Genomic DNA, 18,664 nt, shown 5'->3' with positions numbered 1-18,664 from the left:
CCTCCTCGCAAAGCCCCGAATGTAGATTCGGACCGGGCGCCGTCAATACGGGCGACGGTGTCAGCTGACATGCCTTGCCTGGTTTCGCTGGATCTCCCTCGAGCTGGCCCTGCGCGGCGGACACTATCCGCCGCGCTCGGCCCGCCGCGTCACTTCGTGTTGATCACCGAGGAGGACCGGTAAGTGTCCATGGTGGCGCCGTTGCGGTCTTCGTCGAACAGCGTGTCACTGCCGAAGCTGGCGCGCAGGCCGATGACGAACTTGTTGGACTTGAGGCCCTCGGGGGACGTTTCGAACTTCCTCTGTTCGAATTCGTAGCGTCCGAACACCCCCCATGGCGTTTCGTCGAACCGGTACATCGCCTGGACTGCGGCACCGATCACGTTCTCGCTGGTGCCGTTATAGTCGGTTTGGTTGAAGTCGAGCTCCGCATCGAGGCGAAGATTCTTCTGGACAAAATAGCGCGCCACGCCGCGCACGCCCCATTGGTCGCCGTGAAAATCGTTCACGGTGAGCTGGCCGAGACTGGCCTGGCCGTAAAGGGTCAGGTTACCGAGGTAGAGCTGGGCTTCCGGACCGACCGCATAGTTGTAGGCGGTCACGTCGTCGCCGAAGCCGAACGATGTGTAGGCCGCGAAGATGCCGGCGGCAAAACGGTCGGGATCGCGATAGAAGCCATGGACCGCGCCGCGTGTGTCATCGAGGGGGTCGTAGTGACCCCATATGCGGTCGTAGGTCAGGTCGCCCTGCAGGTTCCAGCGCTGCGCGAATGCGATGTTGACGCGCGCTGCTCCACCGCCGGACCGGGTCGTATAATCGTCGCCGACAAAGCGCAGCCCGCCGAGATAGAGTTCGCCGTAACCCGAAATCCGCGGCGTCGCCGCCGTCTCGGCGGCCAGCGGCGACAGGGCGTCCGCCGCGAAAGCGGAGGTCGTGGCGGCCAGCGAAGCGACGACAAGTAAAAAGCGATGCATTGAGAACCCCGAAAGATATGCGTTCCGGACCCCGCGTCCGGCGACATGACCGTCAATTGGCCGATACCGTGGCCGGCGCTGACGGGCCTTCCCGTGTTGCATCGTTCGCCGTGCCGCGTCTTGGGCTGGACCGCATGCGAATTGTCCTGGAGTGCGCCGCCACACTTGGCGCACCGGTGTGGCCATTCGGCATCAGCCGAGACACCGTTCAGAATTTGTAGGCGATGCCGAGCCGGATATCGTGCGTCTTCAGTTCGATCGCATCGGGATTCACCGCAGCCCCATCGAAGGTCGAGTGCCGTATGGAGATGTGGCGGCCGAAGTCGGCAAAGCGATATTCGCCCCGGACCACCCAATTGTCGCTGACGGCATATTCGGCGCCGGCGCCCAGCGCATAGCCCGCGATGGTGTCCTCGACATCGGCATAGACATCTCCGCTCGGAAGGAAGACGGTGCTGTGCTTGTAGTGCGCCATCGCCACGCCAGCGGTGACGAAGGGAAGCCACCGATCCATCGCGTAACCGGCCCTCAGGCGGGCGGACCCGATCGAGTTCAGTTCCAGCACACCGCCGAAGCCGGGATCGTCGACGCCCAGCGCCTGATAGCTGGTCGTGTCCTTGAGACTTGCGAAGTTGTAATCGCCCTCGACGCCGAGGACCAGGCCGCCGTCGAACTGCTTCATATAGCCGGCATATAGGCCGCCGAAGCCGCCCGAAAGGCTGCCGTAGCCCCAGCCGTAGCCGCCAAAACTGTCAGGCGTGAAAGTCTGGCCAACCCTTGCGTCGTCCCATCCGTATCCGGCCTGCGCGCCGATATAGCCACCGGACCAGTTGTAGGCGGTCGAGACCGGCAGGCCGGCGTCGGCGGCTGAAGCCATGCCTACGTGCCCGAGAAAGAAGGCTGTGGCGAGAAGTATCGTTTTCATTGCTTGTGCGCGGTCCCCGAGATGCTCGCCACGGCGGAAGTGCTTCGCGACGATACATCGCGTGTCTCGCATTGTTCGCCGTCCTTCGTCTTGGGCTGGACCGCACCGGACTTGTCTTCGAGCGTGCCGTGGTGCTTTCCCGCCCCGTGTGGCCGTTCCGCACCGGCCGGATGAGACCAAGGGTCCGATGTGGTCGAGCGGCTCACCGTCTTACGACGACGGCGAACTCCGACTATCCCAAGGGAAAGCCGTTTCACGCTTTTCCTCGAGTTGCCTTATCTGGCGCCGCTCGGCGTCGAACCGAAGCGGCGGCGGAAGCAGCGGTTGAAATAGGAGACGTCGGAAAAGCCGCTCAGCAGCGCGATTTCACTGATGCGCATGCGGTCGTTGCGCCTGTCGCTAAGCATGCGGTGGGCCCTCTGCAGGCGCAATTCGAGAATGCGCTCGGCGAAGCTCACCCCGGTCTCCTGCAGGAGGTCATGGACATAGCGCACGGAAAGCCGCAACTGCTGGGCGACCTGCTGAGCCGAGATGGCGGGATCGGCGAAATTGTCGCGGATCTTGTCCAGTATGGCCTGCAGCCTCGCCGCGCGCAGGCCGCGCATGCCGGCGAGTTCGGCGGGATCGCCCTTGGCGCCGGTCACCAGGCCGATCAGGTCGACGATGGTTTCGGTGGCATGGGTGACAAGGTTGGGCGAGACCAGGGCCGGGCCTGCCGCCAGGAAATTGCAATAGCGCCTGAGCATGCCGAGCGCCTCATTGTCGGCCGCGACAGTCAGTGCCAGCCGGTCCTCGACACGGGCGAAGGCATTCTCCAGGATCTCGCGCGGGACGACGATGTTGGCCCACACATTGCTGTCGCCGCCGCTCATTTCCAGCGCTTCGGAGGCCGACACCAGCGCGGCCTCGTTTTTGCCGACGCTGTAGTCGCGGCCGGCCTGGGCGCCGCTCAGCGTGGTATCGCCATTGTTGATCAGCAGGAGATAGCCGTCGCGGCCGTCATCGGCGATGTTGCGGGCCTTGCGGCTGGCATGCTGGATCGTTCCGGCCATCTGTCCCAGCACCAGCGGCCCGACCGCCGTCGCCTCGATGGCCGCGGCGAACGGCCGGTTGGCCGAGATGGCATATTCGACCGACCAGATCTCCGCGACATGGATATCCTGCCAGAGCGCGAACCGTGCTTGATCGTCGAGATGTGATGGCAGGTCGACCGACGAGAAGACGTTCTTTTTCAAAAATAACCGGCCCTTCCCGCGCCTTCCAGGAAATGCACCGTATGAAACTTGCTTGCGTCTTGTCCAGAGTTGGCGATGTTTATGCCTTGCGCGACAATTTCATTGCTGTACCGGTCAAGAATTCAGTCGATATTCCCCGAGCCGGCGTTCGAAATTTCAAAACAATCGGAAATATACAGGCGCGCGGGAATCATCTCCACCGCGCGACCTTCATACACTCGCGGTGGTTGAGCCCGTACTTGCGCCTTTCGCCGATCTTACCGAAATGTATGGACCGGCCCGGTTGTCAAACCATCGGATCGGGACGATCCTCGGCCTGACCTGTCAGCCGCGGGGTATCCTGCCATGAAGGATCGCCAGACACGCATCGAGGTCAGGCGCTTGCGCGTCGACCGCCGGCAATTCCTGTTTGGCGCCGCCGCAACCTTGCTGGCCGGGCCCGCCGAGGCCAATGTGCCGGTAGCCTATGATCCCAACGCCATGCCGGCGATGGACAGCCGCGCCGGCTTCATCGACTGGATGAGGAAGAACCGGGGCGAGGATGCCGGCTTCCTCGGCCAGCGCTGGGATCGCTTCCAGGCCCTGCTCGCTCACAAGGATATCTGGGACCTGCGCGACAAGCGCGCCTATCTGATGACGCCGCGCGAGGAGTTCGTCACCAAGGCCAATCTGAGCCGCGCCTATGAGTGGCACTATCTCGATATCGGCTATGGCGTGACGATCACCGGTCCGCACAGCGTCGCGCGCATGACCAATTCGCTGGAGATCAAGCCCGGCGACAAGGTGCTCGAGATCGGCACCGGCTCCGGCTACCAGTCGGCCTATCTGTCCAACCTCACCGACAAGGTGTTCTCGATCGAGATCATCAAGCCGCTGGCGGCAAGGACGCGCGCGCTCTACGACGCGCTGATCGCCAGGGGCTATTCCGAGTACAAGGCGATCACCACCCGCAACGCCGACGGCTATTATGGCTGGCAGGAAGAAGCCCCGTTCGACAAGGTCATCGTCACCTGCGGCATCGACCATATCCCGCCACCGCTGCTGCAGCAGCTGAAGCCGAACGGGATGATGGTCATTCCGGTCGGCCCGCCCGGCGCCCAGCATGTGCTGAAGGTCACCAAGCACCAGGAAGCTGACGGTACGTTCCAGGTCACGCGCGCCGACATCTACAATGGCGGCACGCTGTCCTTCGTGCCGTTCACCAAGCTCGAAGGCGACGCCATAAAGGGCACGCATAACGGCCCGTAGCCCACCGCACTGGTCGGCGCGCCATTGGGTGGCCAGCCCTCGGCCCAGGCTTCAAATAACAAGCTTCAAACAAAAGGCCCGCCAGGAGGGGATCCAGCGGGCCTTTGGAAAGCTGATATTGAGCTTCCAGATGTCTGACGGGGGTTCAGACGCAATGACAACCCCTAATGACCACGGAGGTTCCAACAAAGTCGAAAGAATGCTGACAGAGGCTGGACCTCGGCAATTCAAACGGCGGAAGCGATTTTCTTTTCGCGGGACCGCTCCGAGCTGGAACCTTCCACTGCTGACCGGGTTTGTGGCGCGGTCAGGGAGGAATTGAATTGGACAGTTTTAAGAGGCTCGAAGCACTCGTCGACGGCGCCGGCGGCGACAGCATCGAAGAAGCGACCGCTTTGCTGCGCCGCTTCAAGGGCAGGTCGCAGGAGATCACAGCGGCGGTGGACGAGTTCATGCTGGACTTCAAGACATTGGTCTTCGTCATCGAAAGCGGCAAGGAAGGGTTCGAGAAATCGATCCGCAAGCTGGCTCGCGCCAGGCTTTCGAAGATCAAGCTCTTGATCGGCGTCCCGGCGTAACGGGCTCGTGGGGCGCGTCCACAAGCCTACGGAGCGCCGATACGTGGCTTCCGCGTAGCCCGCCCCGCTTCAAGTTCCTTCGCTGGTCGCAAAGGTAGGGAAACGACTTTCTTGTCATTGGCGACGTCGCTTTATTGCTTATCCCTCGGAACAAAGCTCTCGAGCGCAGATTAAGTCCTCAGCACATATGTGCATAAACAAGGACCTTCCCCATGAAAACTCGCCTTCTTATGGCCTCACTGGCCACAGCCACAGCTATGGCTTTCGCGCTGCCGGCCTTTGCTGCCGACAGCGCGCAAGACTTTGTCGACAAGGCAGCGAACGGTGCGATGTTCGAAATAGATTCGAGCAAGATCGCCGAGACCAGATCGCAGGATCAGAGCGTCAAGGATTTTGCGCATAAGATGATCGACGATCACGGCGCGGCCAATGCCAAGCTGGAGACGATCGCCGGCGAGCAGAAGCTGACGGTTCCCAAGGAACTGGACGCCAAGCACAAGAGTGATGCCGACACCTTGCGGAACGGCAAGGATCCGATCGACGGCTCCTACGTCCAGATGCAGCGCGACGCGCACACCGATGCCGTGAAGCTGTTCGAGAGCTACGCCAAGGACGGCGACAACGCCGAACTGAAGACGTTCGCCGGGCAGACCGTGCCGACGCTCAAGATGCACCAGGAGATGATCGAGAAGATCGCGGCGACCATGGGCACCCAGTCGTCGAGTTCGCAGACGCCCAAGGTCACGGTCGGCGACAAGCCCGACCAGGCCCCTCCGCTTTCCGGCGCGAACAGCTTCACCGAAGACCAGGCAAAGGGCCGGATCCAGGATGCCGGTTTCTCGGATGTTTCGAAGCTGACCAAGGACGACCAAGGCATCTGGCGTGGACAGGCGAGCAAGGGCGGCAAGAACACCACCATCGCGCTGGACTACAAGGGCAACGTCGTTGCCGGCACCAACTGAATCCGAAATCGAGGAGATCAAGACCATGAAAACCGTAACCGGACTATTCGACAATTATGACGACGCTTCCGATGCCGTTGGCGAACTGGAAGCCACGGGCATTCCGCATTCCGACATCAGCATCGTCGCCAACAATGCGGACAACCGGCACGAAAATGACGGCTCCAAGGCCGCGGATGATGCCGCGGGCGGTGCTGGACTTGGAGCTGCGATCGGCGGAGCCGGCGGGCTGCTGGCTGGACTCGGCCTCATGGCCATTCCGGGCGTCGGCCCGGTGGTGGCGGCCGGATGGCTGGCGGCCACCGCGGTCGGCGCGGTGGGAGGTGCCGTGGTTGGCGGCGCCGCGGGTGGCATCGTCGGCGCACTGACCGACTCCGGCGTGTCTGAAACCGATGCACACGTTTACGCGGAGGGCGTGCGCCGTGGCGGCACATTGGTCACGGCCAAGGTCGATGACCAGTTCGTGCCCGAGGCTGAAAGGATTCTCGGGCAGGCCAAGTCCGTGAACCTGGAAGAGCGGCGCGGTGAATACCAGGCCGACGGTTGGACCGGCTTTGACGCCGATGCGGAGAATTACCGCTCGAACGAAATCGGACGCGACGGAGCTCGTGACATCAACCGCATCTGACTTCGAGCAATTCCAGGAAACAAAGAGTTAGGGCGGTTTGCCGTTTCCGTGAAACGGTGAACTGCTCCAGAAGCTTCGCTGCCGGATCATCATTCCGGCGGCGAAGCTCCCCTAAGCCTACGCCTTCAGCAGCGCCGCCAGCCTTGGAATGCCCTCGGTCACCGCGCGGCGGTCAGCCAGAGTGAAGGACAGCCGCAGCGTGTTGCGCCCGGTGCCGTCGGCATAAAAAGCGTTGCCCGGCACGAAGGCGACGCGCGCGTCCTTCACCGACCGCGCCAGCAGTTCGGTTGCATCGACCCCCTCCGGCAGCGTCGCCCAGACGAACATGCCGCCTTCCGGGCGGCTCCAGGTCACGCCCTTGGGCATGTTGGCTTCCAGCGCGCCGAGCAGGCCGTCGCGGCGCTCGCGATAGGCGCCGATGAGTTTCTCGACCTGGCCGTCGAACACGGCCTCGGCGACGCGGTGCATGACGAGTTGGTTGATCGAGGGGCTGTGCAGGTCGGAGGCCTGCTTCATCAGCACCAGTTTTTCCACCACATGGCGCGGCGCGCACACCCAGCCGACGCGCATGCCGGGCGACAGGATTTTCGAGAACGAACCGCAATAGAGCGTGCGCGCCTTGTCGATGCCGCCGGAGCGCGCGCAGTCAAGCGCCAGGATCGGCGGCACGCCCTCGCCGTCATAGCGCAGCGCGCGATAGGCGGCGTCCTCGATGACGGCGATGTCGAGTTCGCCGGCAAGGTCGAGCACCGCCTCGCGCTGCTGCCGGTCCAGCGTGTTGCCGGTCGGGTTGGCGAAATCAGGAACCAGATAGGCGAACTTGACCTTGCCGCCATTTGAAGCCGCCGCACTGTGATAGGCCGCCGGCGTCATGTTGCCGCCTTCCGGCCGCAGACGGTCATAGCGCGGCTCATAGGCGTTGAAGGCCTGCAGCGCGCCGAGATAGGTCGGCCATGTCACCAGCGCGGTGTCGCCGGGCGACAGGAACAGCTTGCCGAGATAATCCAGCGCCTGCTGCGAGCCGGAGGTGATGAAGATATTGGCCTCGTCGCAGGCGACACCGAGCTTGCCCATCTGCCCGGCGATCCAGCGCCGCAGCGGCAGATAGCCTTCCGACACCTGGTATTGCAGCGCCGCCCCCGCCTCCGCCCCGCCCAGCACCTCGGCATAGGCATCGCGGATGGCATCGGCCGGGAACAGCGCCGGATCGGGAATGCCGCCGGCGAAGGAGATGATATCCGGCTGGTCGAGCAGCTTCAGCAGTTCGCGGATTTCGGAGGCCTTCATGCGCGACGAGCGCGAAGCCAAGAGGTTCATAAGGGTCAAGTCACGCCTCCCCAGACGTTTCGGATATAGGTCAACTTGGCTGACCTATATCCGCTTTGCCAGGCAATTTGAATAGTGCCTGAAGCTCTTGCGGTATACGCCAGTCTCTGCCGGGGCGGAAACATCAATCGCTTCGTCAGCTCAGCGGACAATTGCCCCTAAAGGCTCTTCTTGTAGCCAATATGGCTGCCGGTGAAGCCGAGGCCTTCATAGAAACGGTGTGCGTCCGCCCGCCCCTTGTCGGTGGTCAGTTGCACAAGGCCGCAGCCGCGCGCCCGGCATTGATCGATCGCCCATTCGAACATCCGCCGGCCGATGCCGCCCGAGCGGCGATGGCCGGCGATCCGCACCGCCTCGATCTGCCCGCGCCAGGCGCCCTTGCGTGAAAGTCCGGCAAGAAAGGTGATCTGCAACGTGCCGATCACCTCGCCGCCATCCACGGCCACCGCCAGCAACTGGTTGGGGTCGGCGTCGATGGCCTTGAAGGCATCGACATAGCCTTGCGCCAACGGCAAGGAGGCATCCTCACGGGCAGCGCCCAGCGGATCATCGGCCAGCATGGCGACGATGGCGGAGAGATCGGCGGCAACAGCCTTGCGGAAGGTGATCATGGTGGCGGCTTAGCGCGAGGCGATGGGCGGCGGCAAGTGAGCTCTCCCTTCTCCCCTTGTGGGAGAAGGTGGCCTCGCGAAGCGAGGACGGATGAGGGGTGTTCCAGGGAACGCCGACGTCTCACTCCGCTGGAACACCCCTCATCCGTCTCGGCGCTGCGCGCCGATCCACCTTCCCCCACAAAGGGGGGAAGGAAGAGGTGCTAACTACACCTCGCCCTCATACACCCTCTGCGCCTGCGTCAACGCCGCGTCTAGCCTCTCGCCCTCGGCATAGCCGGCCAGATTCCCCGGCCGCTCGATGCCGGGCAGCAGCCTAGGACACGGCTCGGCCGCACCGATCACCATCCGCACCGGGATGACGCCCGCCCAGACGGGATGGCCGTAATCCTCCTCGTCATCGCCGACACCCTTGGCGCGGACTTTCGCCGAAGCCTCCTCGATGCGCATGCCGATCACCATCGTCGCCTTGGCCTCCTGCGCCGAGATCGGCCGCAAGGTTTCGCTGCGGCCCGGATAGAAGCGGTCGACGACGCCGGCCAGCGCCTTCATCTTCTCCTCCGGGTCATCAACGATGCGCGCCGTGCCGAAGCACATGGCCGAGCGGTAATTGGCGGAATGGTTGAAGCCGGTGCGTGCCAGCACCAGCCCGTCGAGATGCGACACGGTGAGACAGGCGGGCGTGCCGCCGCGCAACTGGCGCAGCATGCGGCTGGCCGACGAGCCATGCCAGTAGAGCATGTCCCCCTCGCGCCAGTGGATGGTCGGCGTGCAATAGGGCTGGCCGTCGAACGTATAGGCGACATGGCAGAGCAGCCCGGCATCCAGCACCGCGAACACGGCCGCATGGTCGTAGCTGCCGCGCTCATGCAGGCGCTTGACCCGGTTGCGGCTGGTGGTCGGAAAGCTGGCGGCGACATCGTTCACGGCTTGCATCCTCAATTATTGTCTGCCAACCATGCGTCATGGCATTGGTCTATAAAAGAACCAATCAAGGCAATAAAATTCAGACCAATCTGCCGGACTGGTCGGCGCTGATCCCGGTTTTGCCCGGCGACGGCCCGCGCAGCCGCGAACTTTACGCCGCGCTCAGGCGGCTGATCGAGACCGGCGCGCTGGCCGCCGGCGCCAAGCTGCCGACCACCCGCGACCTTGCAGGGCGTTTCGGCCTGTCGCGCTCGGCGGCGGTCGCCTGTTTCGAAATGCTGATCTCGGAAGGCTTTGCCGTCGCCAAGGTCGGCGCCGGCACTTTCGTCGCGCGCGATGTACCGTATCTGCCGACAACACTGGCCAAGGCGCGTCCGCCCGAGATCGATGCCGCCACGTCGTTGCCTTGCGGCCTTGGCGTCGCGGTGTCCGACCCGCGCACGCTCGACCTGTTCCGCATCCTGCTGTCGCGCCACCTCGCCCGCCCCGGCCCCGAACATTTCCGCTACGGCGATCCGCGCGGCGGCATCGCGCTGCGCACCGCGATTGCTACGTATCTGAGGACCGCGCGCGGCGTGCGCTGCGACGCCGGCCAGATCGTGCTGACCTCGGGCACGCAGCAGGGGCTCGACCTGCTGGCACGCGCCGCACTTCGCCCCGGCGACGCCGTCTGGCTGGAAAACCCCTGCTATCCCATGGCGCACGCCGTGCTGGCCGGCAGCGCCGCCAGGATTGTCGCCGTGCCGGTGGACAGCGAAGGGCTCGATCCCGGGATCGGCGAAAGCCTCTGCCCACAGGCACGAGCGGCCTACGTCACGCCCTCGCACCAATATCCGCTCGGCGTGACGATGACGATGCGCCGCCGCCTTGCCCTGCTCGACTGGGCGCGGCGCAACGACGCCTGGATCATCGAGGACGATTACGACAGCGAGTTCCGCTATGCCGGCCCGCCGCTGACCTCGCTGCAAGGCATGGATGGCGCGAACCGCGTCGCCTATCTCGGCACCTTCTCCAAGGTGCTCTTCCCCGGCCTGCGCATCGGCTATGTCGTGGTGCCGGAGCCGCTGCTCGATACCGTGATGGCGGTCAGGGCGCGCTCCGACCGCTACCCCTCGACACTGGCCGAAGGCGCGCTGACCGACCTGCTGAACGAAGGCCACTTCGCCGCCCATCTCAGACGCGTGCGCCGCCGGGTGCAAGCCGCGCGCGACGTGCTGGTGGCTGGCCTCGAGGCGCATTGCGGCGATGCGCTCGATGTGACGGTGCCCGAACAGGGGCTGCATCTGATGGCGATGCTGCGGGGCGCTGGCCCGGACACCGCGATCGTCGAGGCGGCAAAAGCGGCAGGCGTCGGCGCGCGGGCGCTGTCGGCGATGTTCATCGACGGGGCGCCGAAGCACGGGCTGGTGCTGGGCTTTTCCGGGTTTTCGGATGAGGAGTTGATGGGAGCGACGGTGCGGCTGGGCGCGGTGATGGGGTCGTGATCGGTAGTTGTTGTGTTGGTTTGGAGCAGCGCAAGCCTCGGAGATTAGCCGAAGCCCTCCACCCTTCGTCATCCTAGGGCGAAGCAGGAGCGAAGCTCCGTCGCGGAGACCCTAGGATCCATGCCGCGACATCTGTGATGGGCCAAAGCGGATCAGGATAGAGCACTGTAATTCGACGCAGAACAACAGTAATACGTCGGGATAAAATCCTGATTCCGTTGCATTTTCCGGCAAAGCTCACGGCATGGATCCTAGGGTCTACGCCGCGTCGCTTCGCTCCTTGCTTCGCCCTAGGATGACGAAGGCGCGGGTACCGCCCCTCAATCCCCGTCACCGGCAGGCTTCGCCTTCCCGCACTGCGCCAGCACCTTGCCGATAGCCCCGCTCGACCCCTTCAGCGGAAAACTGCTCGCGCCATATTTGGCTGAACTGACCGACACGTCACCTTTCGAGCGCAGCAGGTCGAGCAACGGATCGACCTTGGCCAAATCCACCGTGAAATAACCGTACATTTCCTCCAGCTGCAGCGTCTTGGTCACCGTCTTGCCGTCGGCCTTGAAGTCGAACGCGCCGCTGGCGCCGGATTCCGGTTGCTGGCCGGCCGTGCCGAGGTCATAGCTCAGCACCGGCGTGTCGAAACAGGCCAGCATCAGATGCGCGTCGCCTTTCGGCCCGCCGCAGACCGAGGCGGTCAGCACACTGCCCCCCTCGTCTTCCTCCATCTTGGCACTCCAGCCGCCGCAAGACGCGGCAAAAGCCGGCTGCGCGGCCTGCAATGCGGCCACGGCACCGGCGACGACGAGATATCCCGCTTTCATGATTTCCCCCAATGACTCAGCCGCGACATTTGCAGCCCCCACCGGCAACATATAGGAAAAGTGGCCCGGTGGCATCGCCTGTTCGGCACCGCCGCCCGGTCCCGGCCTGGAGAGAGTTTGTGTCGAGAGTTCGTCCTTGTGTTTTGCTGGCCGCCATGCTGGCCTTGCCGGTCACCGCCCATGCTGAGTGGAAGCCGGTCGAGAAGGTCGAGACCTACGCCATTTCGGGCCAGTCCGGGATCGAGCTCTACCGGTCGATCGGCGAGAACGGGCCGAATGTCGGCACTACCCGCGCCATCGCCTACACCAACTTCAAGCTGACCTGGGGGGTCAGGGACTACAAGCCCAGGGGCAAGGACTGCGTGCTGACGGCGGGGAAGCCGAAACTGGTCATCACCTACACCTTGCCAAGCCCTTCCGCGCCGCTGCCGCCGGCCGTCCAGAAGAACTGGGAAGTGTTCATCGCCGGCGTCAGCGCCCATGAGAAGGTGCATGGCGCCAGCATGATACAGATGGTCCATGACATCGAAGCCGCGACAGACGGCCTGACTATCACTGATGATCCCAAATGCAGCAAGACCAGGGCCGAGGTGGTCCGCCGGCTCGACGCGATCTCGAAGGCGAGGATACAGGGCAGCCGCGATTTCGACCGCGTCGAGTTCGGCCAGGGCGGCAATCTGCAGAAGCTTGTGCTAGCCTTGGTGAGCGGTCCCTGACTGTCATCATCGCGGCTCCATCAGGTCCGGTCCTCAAGCCCCCGACGCCATGGCGCGGTCACCACGGTGGCAAATGGCGCCTTTCCTCTCCCCTCCGGAGCAGGGCAATCGCATATGAGTTTTTACGAAGAGGACCCCCACCCTAACCCTCCCCACAAGGGGGAGGGAACGCTGCCGCTTTTCTGGCTTCGGACCTGGACACTTCGTAGAGATCGGCGCCGACCCACTTCCCCTCCCCCTTGTGGGGAGGGGTTAGGGGTGGGGGTACGTGCCGGGCAAACCTTCGGGAAGTTTCCATATGCGATTGCCCTGCCCTCCGGAGGGAGAGGAAGGGCGCCAACCAACCTACCGGCTCAGATCAAGCGCGGCGCTCAAATCGCCCATCGGCGGCTGGTCGTTGTTGCGCAGCGCCTTGTCGCGGGCGACGATGCCTGAAAGCACCGGCAGGTCGTAGCGCGCGGTGATGAAGCGCAGGATCGACGTCGTGTCGTATTGCGTGTGGTCGACCGTGCCCATCTTCGCGTAGGGCGAGATGATGAAGGCCGGGACGCGGTTGCCCGGGCCCCAGCGGTCGGCCTTGGGCGGCGCGACATGATCCCAGAAGCCGCCATTCTCGTCATAGGTCACGACGACCAGCATGTGGCTCCATTGTGGGCTCTTCTCCAGATGCGCGACGAGGTCGGCCAGATGCTGGTCGCCCGATGTCACATCGGCATAGCCGCTGTGTTCGTTGAGATTGCCTTGCGGCTTGTAGAAGCTGACAGAAGGCAGCTTGCCGTCATCGATCGCCTTGATGAATTCGGAACCGTCGAGACCGCCATCCCTGAGATGCGCGGTGCGCGCGGCGGTGCCCGGCGCATAGGCGGCGAAATAGTTGAACGGCTGGTGGTGGTACTGGAAGTTCGGCACCGGCGTCGCGTTCTTGCCGTCGAGCGTTGCCTGCCAGGCGCCGGCATACCAGGCCCAGTCGATCCCCTTCAGCGACAGCAGGTCGCCGATGGTGATGTCGTGCTGCGGCGGCAGCGTCGTCGGCTGCGCCGGGTCGGCCAGCGCCTTGTCGCCGCCTTCGACGGGCTTGTTGGCGCTCGGCTGGTAAGGCGGCTGCATGGTGTTGACGGCATAGAAGTCGGGCGTGATGGCGCCGTCATTGACGAATTTCGGCACGCCGCCAAGGGCGGAGGGTGGCGAGTTGTCGGCCACCTTCAGCGTCTTGCCATCGGCCTCGACGACGGCGATCTGGCCCTTCACCGGGCTGGTATCGGCGTTTGGATAGACCGGGGCGCAGGCGCAGGCGAGCTGGAAATGGTTGAGGAAGGAGCCGCCAAAGGCGCCCTGGAAGAAATTGTCGGCCAGCACGTATTTCTTCGCCACCGCCCACATCGGCAGGCCGGAGCCGTCATAATGGCCCATGACCAGACCGCCTGAATCGGCCCAGGCGGCGAACTTGTCGTTCCGGCCGCCATCGATCTGCATCTGCTCCTGGTAGAAGCGGTGCCAGAGGTCGCGGGTGACGACGGAGGTCTTCTCGTTGAAGCCGCTTGCGTCGTCGATGGCGAAGCTGGCGTTGCTCAGATGCGCCGACTGCGCCTCGGTCACCACAGGCGTCACGCCCTTGGCGGTCAGCCCGCCCCAGGCCGGCGGCAATTCGGCAAGCGGCTTGCCGTCGCGGTCGAGCTGGCGCGCCTGGTCGGCCGAGACATTGGCCAGCCCGTTGGCGCCGGGGAAGCCGCCATAGAGATTATCGAAGCTGCGGTTCTCGGCATAGATGACGACGACAGTATCGATCTTGTCGTAGCCGGGAGGGGCGGCGTTGGCAGCGCTGGCGAACGATGCCAGGGCGGTGGAGGCCAGGAAAAGCGAACTGAAGGGCCGCATCAAGGAGTCCTCATGGCTAAGGGGGATGGCTAGAGGCGTCGTGCATGGCCGGTGGCCGCGCACGCAAAGAGCTACGTCGATGCCTTGTCACCTTTGTGACACTTGCCTCGCCCGCGAACACGGTTTCGTGAAGAACGGGAGCAGTCATCAATCCGTTGCAGTGCGACCCTAACTGCGGAGCGAAATGGACTGGGAAGCGATGACGACGGGACGAGGCAAACGCCTGATGATCGCGGCCGCTGCCGCCTCGTTGTTCGGCCTCGCCCTCGCCTGGCCGCAAACCCTTGTCCATGCCGGATCCGGCAGCGTCCACCCCGGCCCGCTATCGCGTGCCGATGCCTTCGCGCGGGCGCAGGCGCTGACCGCGCTTGGCCGAAAAATGTTCTTCGATCCGGCGCTGTCCGCCTCGGGCAAGCAGGCCTGTTCGTCCTGCCATGACCCGCACCATGCCTTCGGCCCGGCCTCGGCCACGCCGGTCGAGATGGGCGGTCCGAATCTCGACCAACCAGGCGTACGCGCCGTGCCGTCGCTGCGCTATCTCCAGGCCGCGCCCGCCTTCACCGAGCATTTCTACGATTCCGAGGACGAGGGCGATGAGAGCGTCGACAATGGCCCGACCGGCGGCCTGACCTGGGACGGCCGGGCCGACCATGGCAAGGACCAGGCGAAAATCCCCCTGCTCTCGCCCTTCGAGATGGCCAACAAGGACGGGGCCGCCGTCACATCGGCCTTGCGCAAATCAGCCTATGCCGGTGAGTTCAAGGCCGCCTTCGGCGACGACGTGTTCGACCACCCGGGCGATGCCTTCGACGCCGCCGCCGAGGCGCTCGGCACATTCGAGCAGAGTGCGCCTGATTTCTATCCCTATTCCAGCCGCTACGACGCCTTCCTTGCCGGCAAGGCCGAGCTGACGGCGCGGGAATTGCGCGGCCGCGCGCTGTTCGAGGACGAGGCCAAGGGCAATTGCGCCAGCTGCCATCTCAGCGAACCGGCCAATGACGGCGAGCCGCCGCAATTCACCGATTTTGGCCTGATCGCCATCGCCGTGCCGCGCAACGCGGCAATTCCCGCCAATGCCGATCCCGCCTATGTCGATCTCGGCCTCTGCGGCCCGCTGCGCACCGACTTCAAGGGCCGGGCCGAGTTTTGCGGCCTGTTCAAGACACCGACCCTGCGCAACGTCGCGCTGCGCAAGAGCTTCTTCCACAACGGCACCTTCCACACGCTGCGCGACGCTGTCGCCTTCTACGCCAGCCGTGATACCGATCCCGGCCATTGGTACCCCAGAAATGCCGATGGTACGGTCCGGCAATATGATGATCTGCCAAAGGCTTACTGGCCGAACTTGAATCAGGATCCGCCCTTCAACGGCAAAAAGCCCGGCGACAAGCCGGCGCTGACCGACGCCGAGATCGACGACATTGTCGCGTTCCTGCAGACGCTGACGGACGCGGATCAGCAGGCCGGGACGGTGCCTGCGAACTGAACCTTGCTAGCTTCGCCAGGCCGCCAGATCGGCCAGGATCCGTGCCTTCAGCGCGGGGTCGGCGTAGCTCGCCTGCACCGATGTCGCGGCGAGCTGGCGGATGGTTTCGTCGTCCCAGGCGAAGGCCTCGGCGCAAGCGGCGTAGGATGCTTCAAGCGTGGTGTCGAGCAGTGCCGGATCGTCGGTGTTGATGGAGACCGGGACACCGGCCTTGCGCAGGGCGTCGAGCGGATGTTGCGCCAACGAGGGATAGACGCCGAGCGCCAGGTTGGAGACCGGACAGATGCCGAGCGGAATCTGTCTTTGCGCCAGCAAGTCGACAAGGTCCGGATCCTCGATCGCCCGCACGCCGTGGTCGATGCGGTCGGCACCGAGCAGCTCGATTGCGTCGCGAACGCCTTCCGGCCCGCTCGACTCGCCGGCGTGAACCGTGCGCCGCAAACCCGCCGCGCCGGCACGGCGAAACGCCTCGGCGAAGCGTGGGCCGGTGCGGCCGGCAGCCGCTTCGTTGCCGTCGATCGACAAGGCAACGACACGGCCGTGCCTGATGTCGATCAGCAGCTCCACCAGCTCGATCGCTTCCGCCGCCGACTGGGTGCGAAGCAGGCTGACGCAAAGCCCGACCGGCGGGTGCCCATCCTGTTCGGCGGCCGCGAAACCCGCATCGAACGCGTCGATCATCCCCCGAATGTCTTTGTGCCAATGCGGCCAGTGCGTCGGGTTGACGATGACGTCGGCGTAGCGCACGCCGCTTCGGCCCATGCGCTGCGCGAACTTGTAGGCCGTGGTCGCGAGCTGCTCGCGCGTGCGAAAAGTCCCGCACAACCAGTCGAGCATCTCGAGAAAACTCTTGAGGTCATGGGCTTCGAACAGCCTGTCGCGCGGCGCGCGCAGCGCAATGCCGGCTTCCTCGCAGTTCCTGACCACATCGTCGGCCTCGAAGCAGCCCTCGATATGGATGTGCACTTCGGCTTTCGGCAGTCCGATGAAGTCGGTCAATGATGCCTCCCCTCTTGGCCGGCACCATCAAACCATGAAACTGTCGCTGTCGGTTTCAAGAAATGATTGAAAGTACTGCGCACGGGCCGCGAGACTGGCGGCGCCTGGCCCCAGGCCGGCGCCTCACAGCGCCCGGATGACACCCCCATCGACACGAATGTTCTGGCCGGTGATATAGCCCGCACCCTCCGATGCCAGGAAGGCGATGGTCGCGGCGATCTCCTCCGATGTGCCGTAGCGCTGCATCGGCACGTTGTCGCGGCGCTCCTCGGTGGCCGGCAGGCTGTCGATCCAGCCGGGCAGCACATTGTTCATGCGCACATTGTCGGCGGCGTAGGTGTTGGCGAAGATCTTGGTGTAGGCGGCAAGACCGGCCCGGAACACGGCCGAGGTCGGGAACATCGCATTCGGCTCGGCGACCCAGGCGGTCGAGATGTTGATGATGGCGCCGCCCTTCTGCTTGACCATTTGCGGCGCCACGATGCGCACCGGCCTGATCACGTTGAGCAGATAGACATCCATGCCGGTGTGCCATTGCTCGTCCGTGATCTCCAGGATCGGTGCGCGCGGGCCGTGACCGCCGCTGTTGACCAGCACGTCGATGCGGCCAAAACGCTCCAGCGTCAGGTCGACGAGGCGCTGCAGATCCTCATTCGACTGGTTGGAGCCGGTGACGCCGAGCCCGCCCAATTCCTTGGCCAGGGCCTCACCCTTGCCCGAGGAGGACAGGATGGCGACCTTGAAGCCGTCCGCCGCCAGCCGCTTGGCCGCCGCCGCCCCCATGCCGCTGCCGCCGGCCACGACCACAGCCACTTTTTCTACACTCATTGGATTTTCCTCTTCGGGTTGGCGAGAGCCGAAAACGGTGTTTTCGGGATCCGAGCGCTGATATAGCTGGTTTTTCCGCTCGGTTCGAACCAGAATGCCTGAAATCAACCAGTAGAAAAACTCCTGCATGCCCGAAGCCTTCCTGAGCCTGCCGCCGCTGAATGCGCTACGCGCCTTCGAGGCCTCGGCGCGCCATCTCAACTTCCGCATCGCCGCCGAGGAGCTGAACGTCACCCAAGGGGCGGTCGCCCAGCACATTCGCGGCCTGGAGGCCGATCTCGGCACGAAACTGTTCGAGCGGTTGCCACGCGGCCTGGCGCTGACCGATGAGGGCCGCGCCTATGTGCCCAACATCCGCCGCGCCTTCGACCTGATCTCGGAGGCGACCTTGCTTCTACGCCCCGAACCGGCGCGGCTGACGATCAGCGTGACCCCGAGCTTCGCCACCAAATGGCTGATCCCCAGGTTGCAGGACTTCATGGCAGACAATCCGCTGGTCGACCTGCGCGTGCTGGCCAGCGAAAGCCTGTCGAGCTTCCAGGCCGACGGCGTCGACATCGCGGTGCGGCAAGGCCGCGCCCCCTTCGGCCCCGGCCTGATCGTCGACCTGTTGTTTCCCCAGCAGATCATCGCCGTCTGCAGCCCGGCCCTGCTGCCGGCCGGCACAAGCGAAATCGCGGCGACCGAAATCCAGCACCACGTCCTGCTGCACGACGCGCACAATCTGTGGCCGGAATTCATGGAAAAGGCGGTCGGCCTGAAGATGACGACCGAGTTGAAACGCATGCGCTTCAACCAGACCGGGCTCGCCATCGACGCGGCCCTCGCCGGCCAGGGCATAGCGCTGGCCAGCCGCTTCCTCGTCGCCGCCGACCTCGCCGCCGGCCGGCTGATCCAGCCGGTGCATGGCGAGATGCGCGGCACGCAGGATTTTTATGTCGTGATGCCGAGAAAACAGCGCCATCCCGAACCGACGCAGGCCGTGCGGCAATGGCTGCTGGATGCGGGGGAAAGGGCGCCCGTGTAGATCAACAAGGGCGTTGG

18 protein-coding genes are annotated in these 18,664 nt (G+C 64.4%); 8 read left to right on the top strand and 10 right to left on the bottom strand.

What is annotated here, in order from left to right:
• Window positions 1–149 precede the first annotated feature (149 nt).
• From MesoLj_RS17095 to MesoLj_RS17085, 3 genes are all read right to left on the bottom strand, one after another.
• The gene (locus MesoLj_RS17095; RefSeq protein WP_202326826.1) at window positions 150–974 is read right to left on the bottom strand and encodes an outer membrane beta-barrel protein; all 825 of its coding nucleotides are present in this window, start codon (window positions 972–974) and stop codon (window positions 150–152) included.
• A gap of 208 nt (window positions 975–1,182) precedes the next feature.
• Entirely contained in the window at window positions 1,183–1,851 is a 669-nt protein-coding gene (locus MesoLj_RS17090) for an outer membrane protein (protein WP_244735467.1), read from the bottom strand.
• Between the two features lie 323 nt (window positions 1,852–2,174).
• Complete coding sequence (locus MesoLj_RS17085; RefSeq protein WP_202326824.1) at window positions 2,175–3,134, bottom strand: AraC family transcriptional regulator; 960 nt, start codon at window positions 3,132–3,134, stop codon at window positions 2,175–2,177.
• A gap of 345 nt (window positions 3,135–3,479) precedes the next feature.
• On the opposite strand from MesoLj_RS17085, the gene MesoLj_RS17080 reads away from it, so the two are divergent.
• The 4 genes from MesoLj_RS17080 (at window position 3,480) to MesoLj_RS17065 (ending at window position 6,550) form a co-directional block, all read left to right on the top strand.
• Window positions 3,480–4,382: a protein-L-isoaspartate O-methyltransferase family protein gene (locus tag MesoLj_RS17080; protein WP_202326823.1), complete on the top strand. Its 903-nt coding sequence runs from the start codon at window positions 3,480–3,482 to the stop codon at window positions 4,380–4,382.
• Window positions 4,383–4,705: 323 nt separating this feature from the next.
• On the top strand, window positions 4,706–4,960 hold the full coding sequence (locus MesoLj_RS17075) for a hypothetical protein (RefSeq protein ID WP_244735465.1): 255 nt from the start codon (window positions 4,706–4,708) through the stop codon (window positions 4,958–4,960).
• Window positions 4,961–5,172: 212 nt separating this feature from the next.
• A complete protein-coding gene (locus MesoLj_RS17070; RefSeq protein WP_202326822.1) occupies window positions 5,173–5,922 on the top strand; it encodes a DUF4142 domain-containing protein in 750 nt (249 codons plus the stop codon).
• A 25-nt stretch (window positions 5,923–5,947) separates the two neighbouring features.
• On the top strand, window positions 5,948–6,550 hold the full coding sequence (locus tag MesoLj_RS17065; RefSeq protein ID WP_202326821.1) for a general stress protein: 603 nt from the start codon (window positions 5,948–5,950) through the stop codon (window positions 6,548–6,550).
• A 117-nt stretch (window positions 6,551–6,667) separates the two neighbouring features.
• Here MesoLj_RS17065 and MesoLj_RS17060 read toward each other — a convergent pair whose 3' ends face one another.
• From MesoLj_RS17060 to MesoLj_RS17050, 3 genes are all read right to left on the bottom strand, one after another.
• On the bottom strand, window positions 6,668–7,867 hold the full coding sequence (locus MesoLj_RS17060; protein WP_202327325.1) for an aminotransferase-like domain-containing protein: 1,200 nt from the start codon (window positions 7,865–7,867) through the stop codon (window positions 6,668–6,670).
• Window positions 7,868–8,034: 167 nt separating this feature from the next.
• A complete protein-coding gene (locus MesoLj_RS17055; protein WP_202326820.1) occupies window positions 8,035–8,487 on the bottom strand; it encodes a GNAT family N-acetyltransferase in 453 nt (150 codons plus the stop codon).
• 207 nt (window positions 8,488–8,694) lie between these two features.
• Window positions 8,695–9,423, bottom strand: a complete 729-nt coding sequence (locus MesoLj_RS17050; protein ID WP_202326819.1) for a pyridoxamine 5'-phosphate oxidase family protein — start codon at window positions 9,421–9,423, stop codon at window positions 8,695–8,697.
• 29 nt (window positions 9,424–9,452) lie between these two features.
• Here MesoLj_RS17050 and pdxR point away from each other — a divergent pair, with 29 nt between their 5' ends.
• Window positions 9,453–10,898, top strand: a complete 1,446-nt coding sequence (gene pdxR, locus MesoLj_RS17045; RefSeq protein WP_202326818.1) for a MocR-like pyridoxine biosynthesis transcription factor PdxR — start codon at window positions 9,453–9,455, stop codon at window positions 10,896–10,898.
• Between the two features lie 320 nt (window positions 10,899–11,218).
• Here pdxR and MesoLj_RS17040 read toward each other — a convergent pair whose 3' ends face one another.
• Complete coding sequence (locus MesoLj_RS17040) at window positions 11,219–11,716, bottom strand: hypothetical protein (protein WP_244735462.1); 498 nt, start codon at window positions 11,714–11,716, stop codon at window positions 11,219–11,221.
• A gap of 155 nt (window positions 11,717–11,871) precedes the next feature.
• Between MesoLj_RS17040 and MesoLj_RS17035 the strand changes: the two genes are divergently transcribed.
• The gene (locus MesoLj_RS17035; protein ID WP_202327322.1) at window positions 11,872–12,432 is read left to right on the top strand and encodes a DUF922 domain-containing Zn-dependent protease; all 561 of its coding nucleotides are present in this window, start codon (window positions 11,872–11,874) and stop codon (window positions 12,430–12,432) included.
• 345 nt (window positions 12,433–12,777) lie between these two features.
• Here MesoLj_RS17035 and MesoLj_RS17030 read toward each other — a convergent pair whose 3' ends face one another.
• Window positions 12,778–14,307, bottom strand: a complete 1,530-nt coding sequence (locus MesoLj_RS17030; RefSeq protein WP_202326817.1) for an acid phosphatase — start codon at window positions 14,305–14,307, stop codon at window positions 12,778–12,780.
• 199 nt (window positions 14,308–14,506) lie between these two features.
• Here MesoLj_RS17030 and MesoLj_RS17025 point away from each other — a divergent pair, with 199 nt between their 5' ends.
• On the top strand, window positions 14,507–15,793 hold the full coding sequence (locus MesoLj_RS17025) for a cytochrome-c peroxidase (protein WP_202326816.1): 1,287 nt from the start codon (window positions 14,507–14,509) through the stop codon (window positions 15,791–15,793).
• 6 nt (window positions 15,794–15,799) lie between these two features.
• Here the strand turns inward: MesoLj_RS17025 and add are convergent, their stop codons facing one another.
• Window positions 15,800–16,792, bottom strand: a complete 993-nt coding sequence (add, locus tag MesoLj_RS17020; protein ID WP_202326815.1) for an adenosine deaminase — start codon at window positions 16,790–16,792, stop codon at window positions 15,800–15,802.
• Window positions 16,793–16,915: 123 nt separating this feature from the next.
• A complete protein-coding gene (locus MesoLj_RS17015) occupies window positions 16,916–17,620 on the bottom strand; it encodes an SDR family oxidoreductase (RefSeq protein WP_202326814.1) in 705 nt (234 codons plus the stop codon).
• 127 nt (window positions 17,621–17,747) lie between these two features.
• Between MesoLj_RS17015 and gcvA the strand changes: the two genes are divergently transcribed.
• On the top strand, window positions 17,748–18,647 hold the full coding sequence (gene gcvA / locus MesoLj_RS17010; protein ID WP_202326813.1) for a transcriptional regulator GcvA: 900 nt from the start codon (window positions 17,748–17,750) through the stop codon (window positions 18,645–18,647).
• The last annotated feature ends 17 nt before the right edge of the window (window positions 18,648–18,664 follow it).

The organism is Mesorhizobium sp. 113-3-9 (genome assembly GCF_016756515.1).
Classification (GTDB): domain Bacteria; phylum Pseudomonadota; class Alphaproteobacteria; order Rhizobiales; family Rhizobiaceae; genus Mesorhizobium.
Note: the sequence above shows the minus strand (reverse complement) of the source record. Positions and strands in the feature narration are given on the sequence as shown.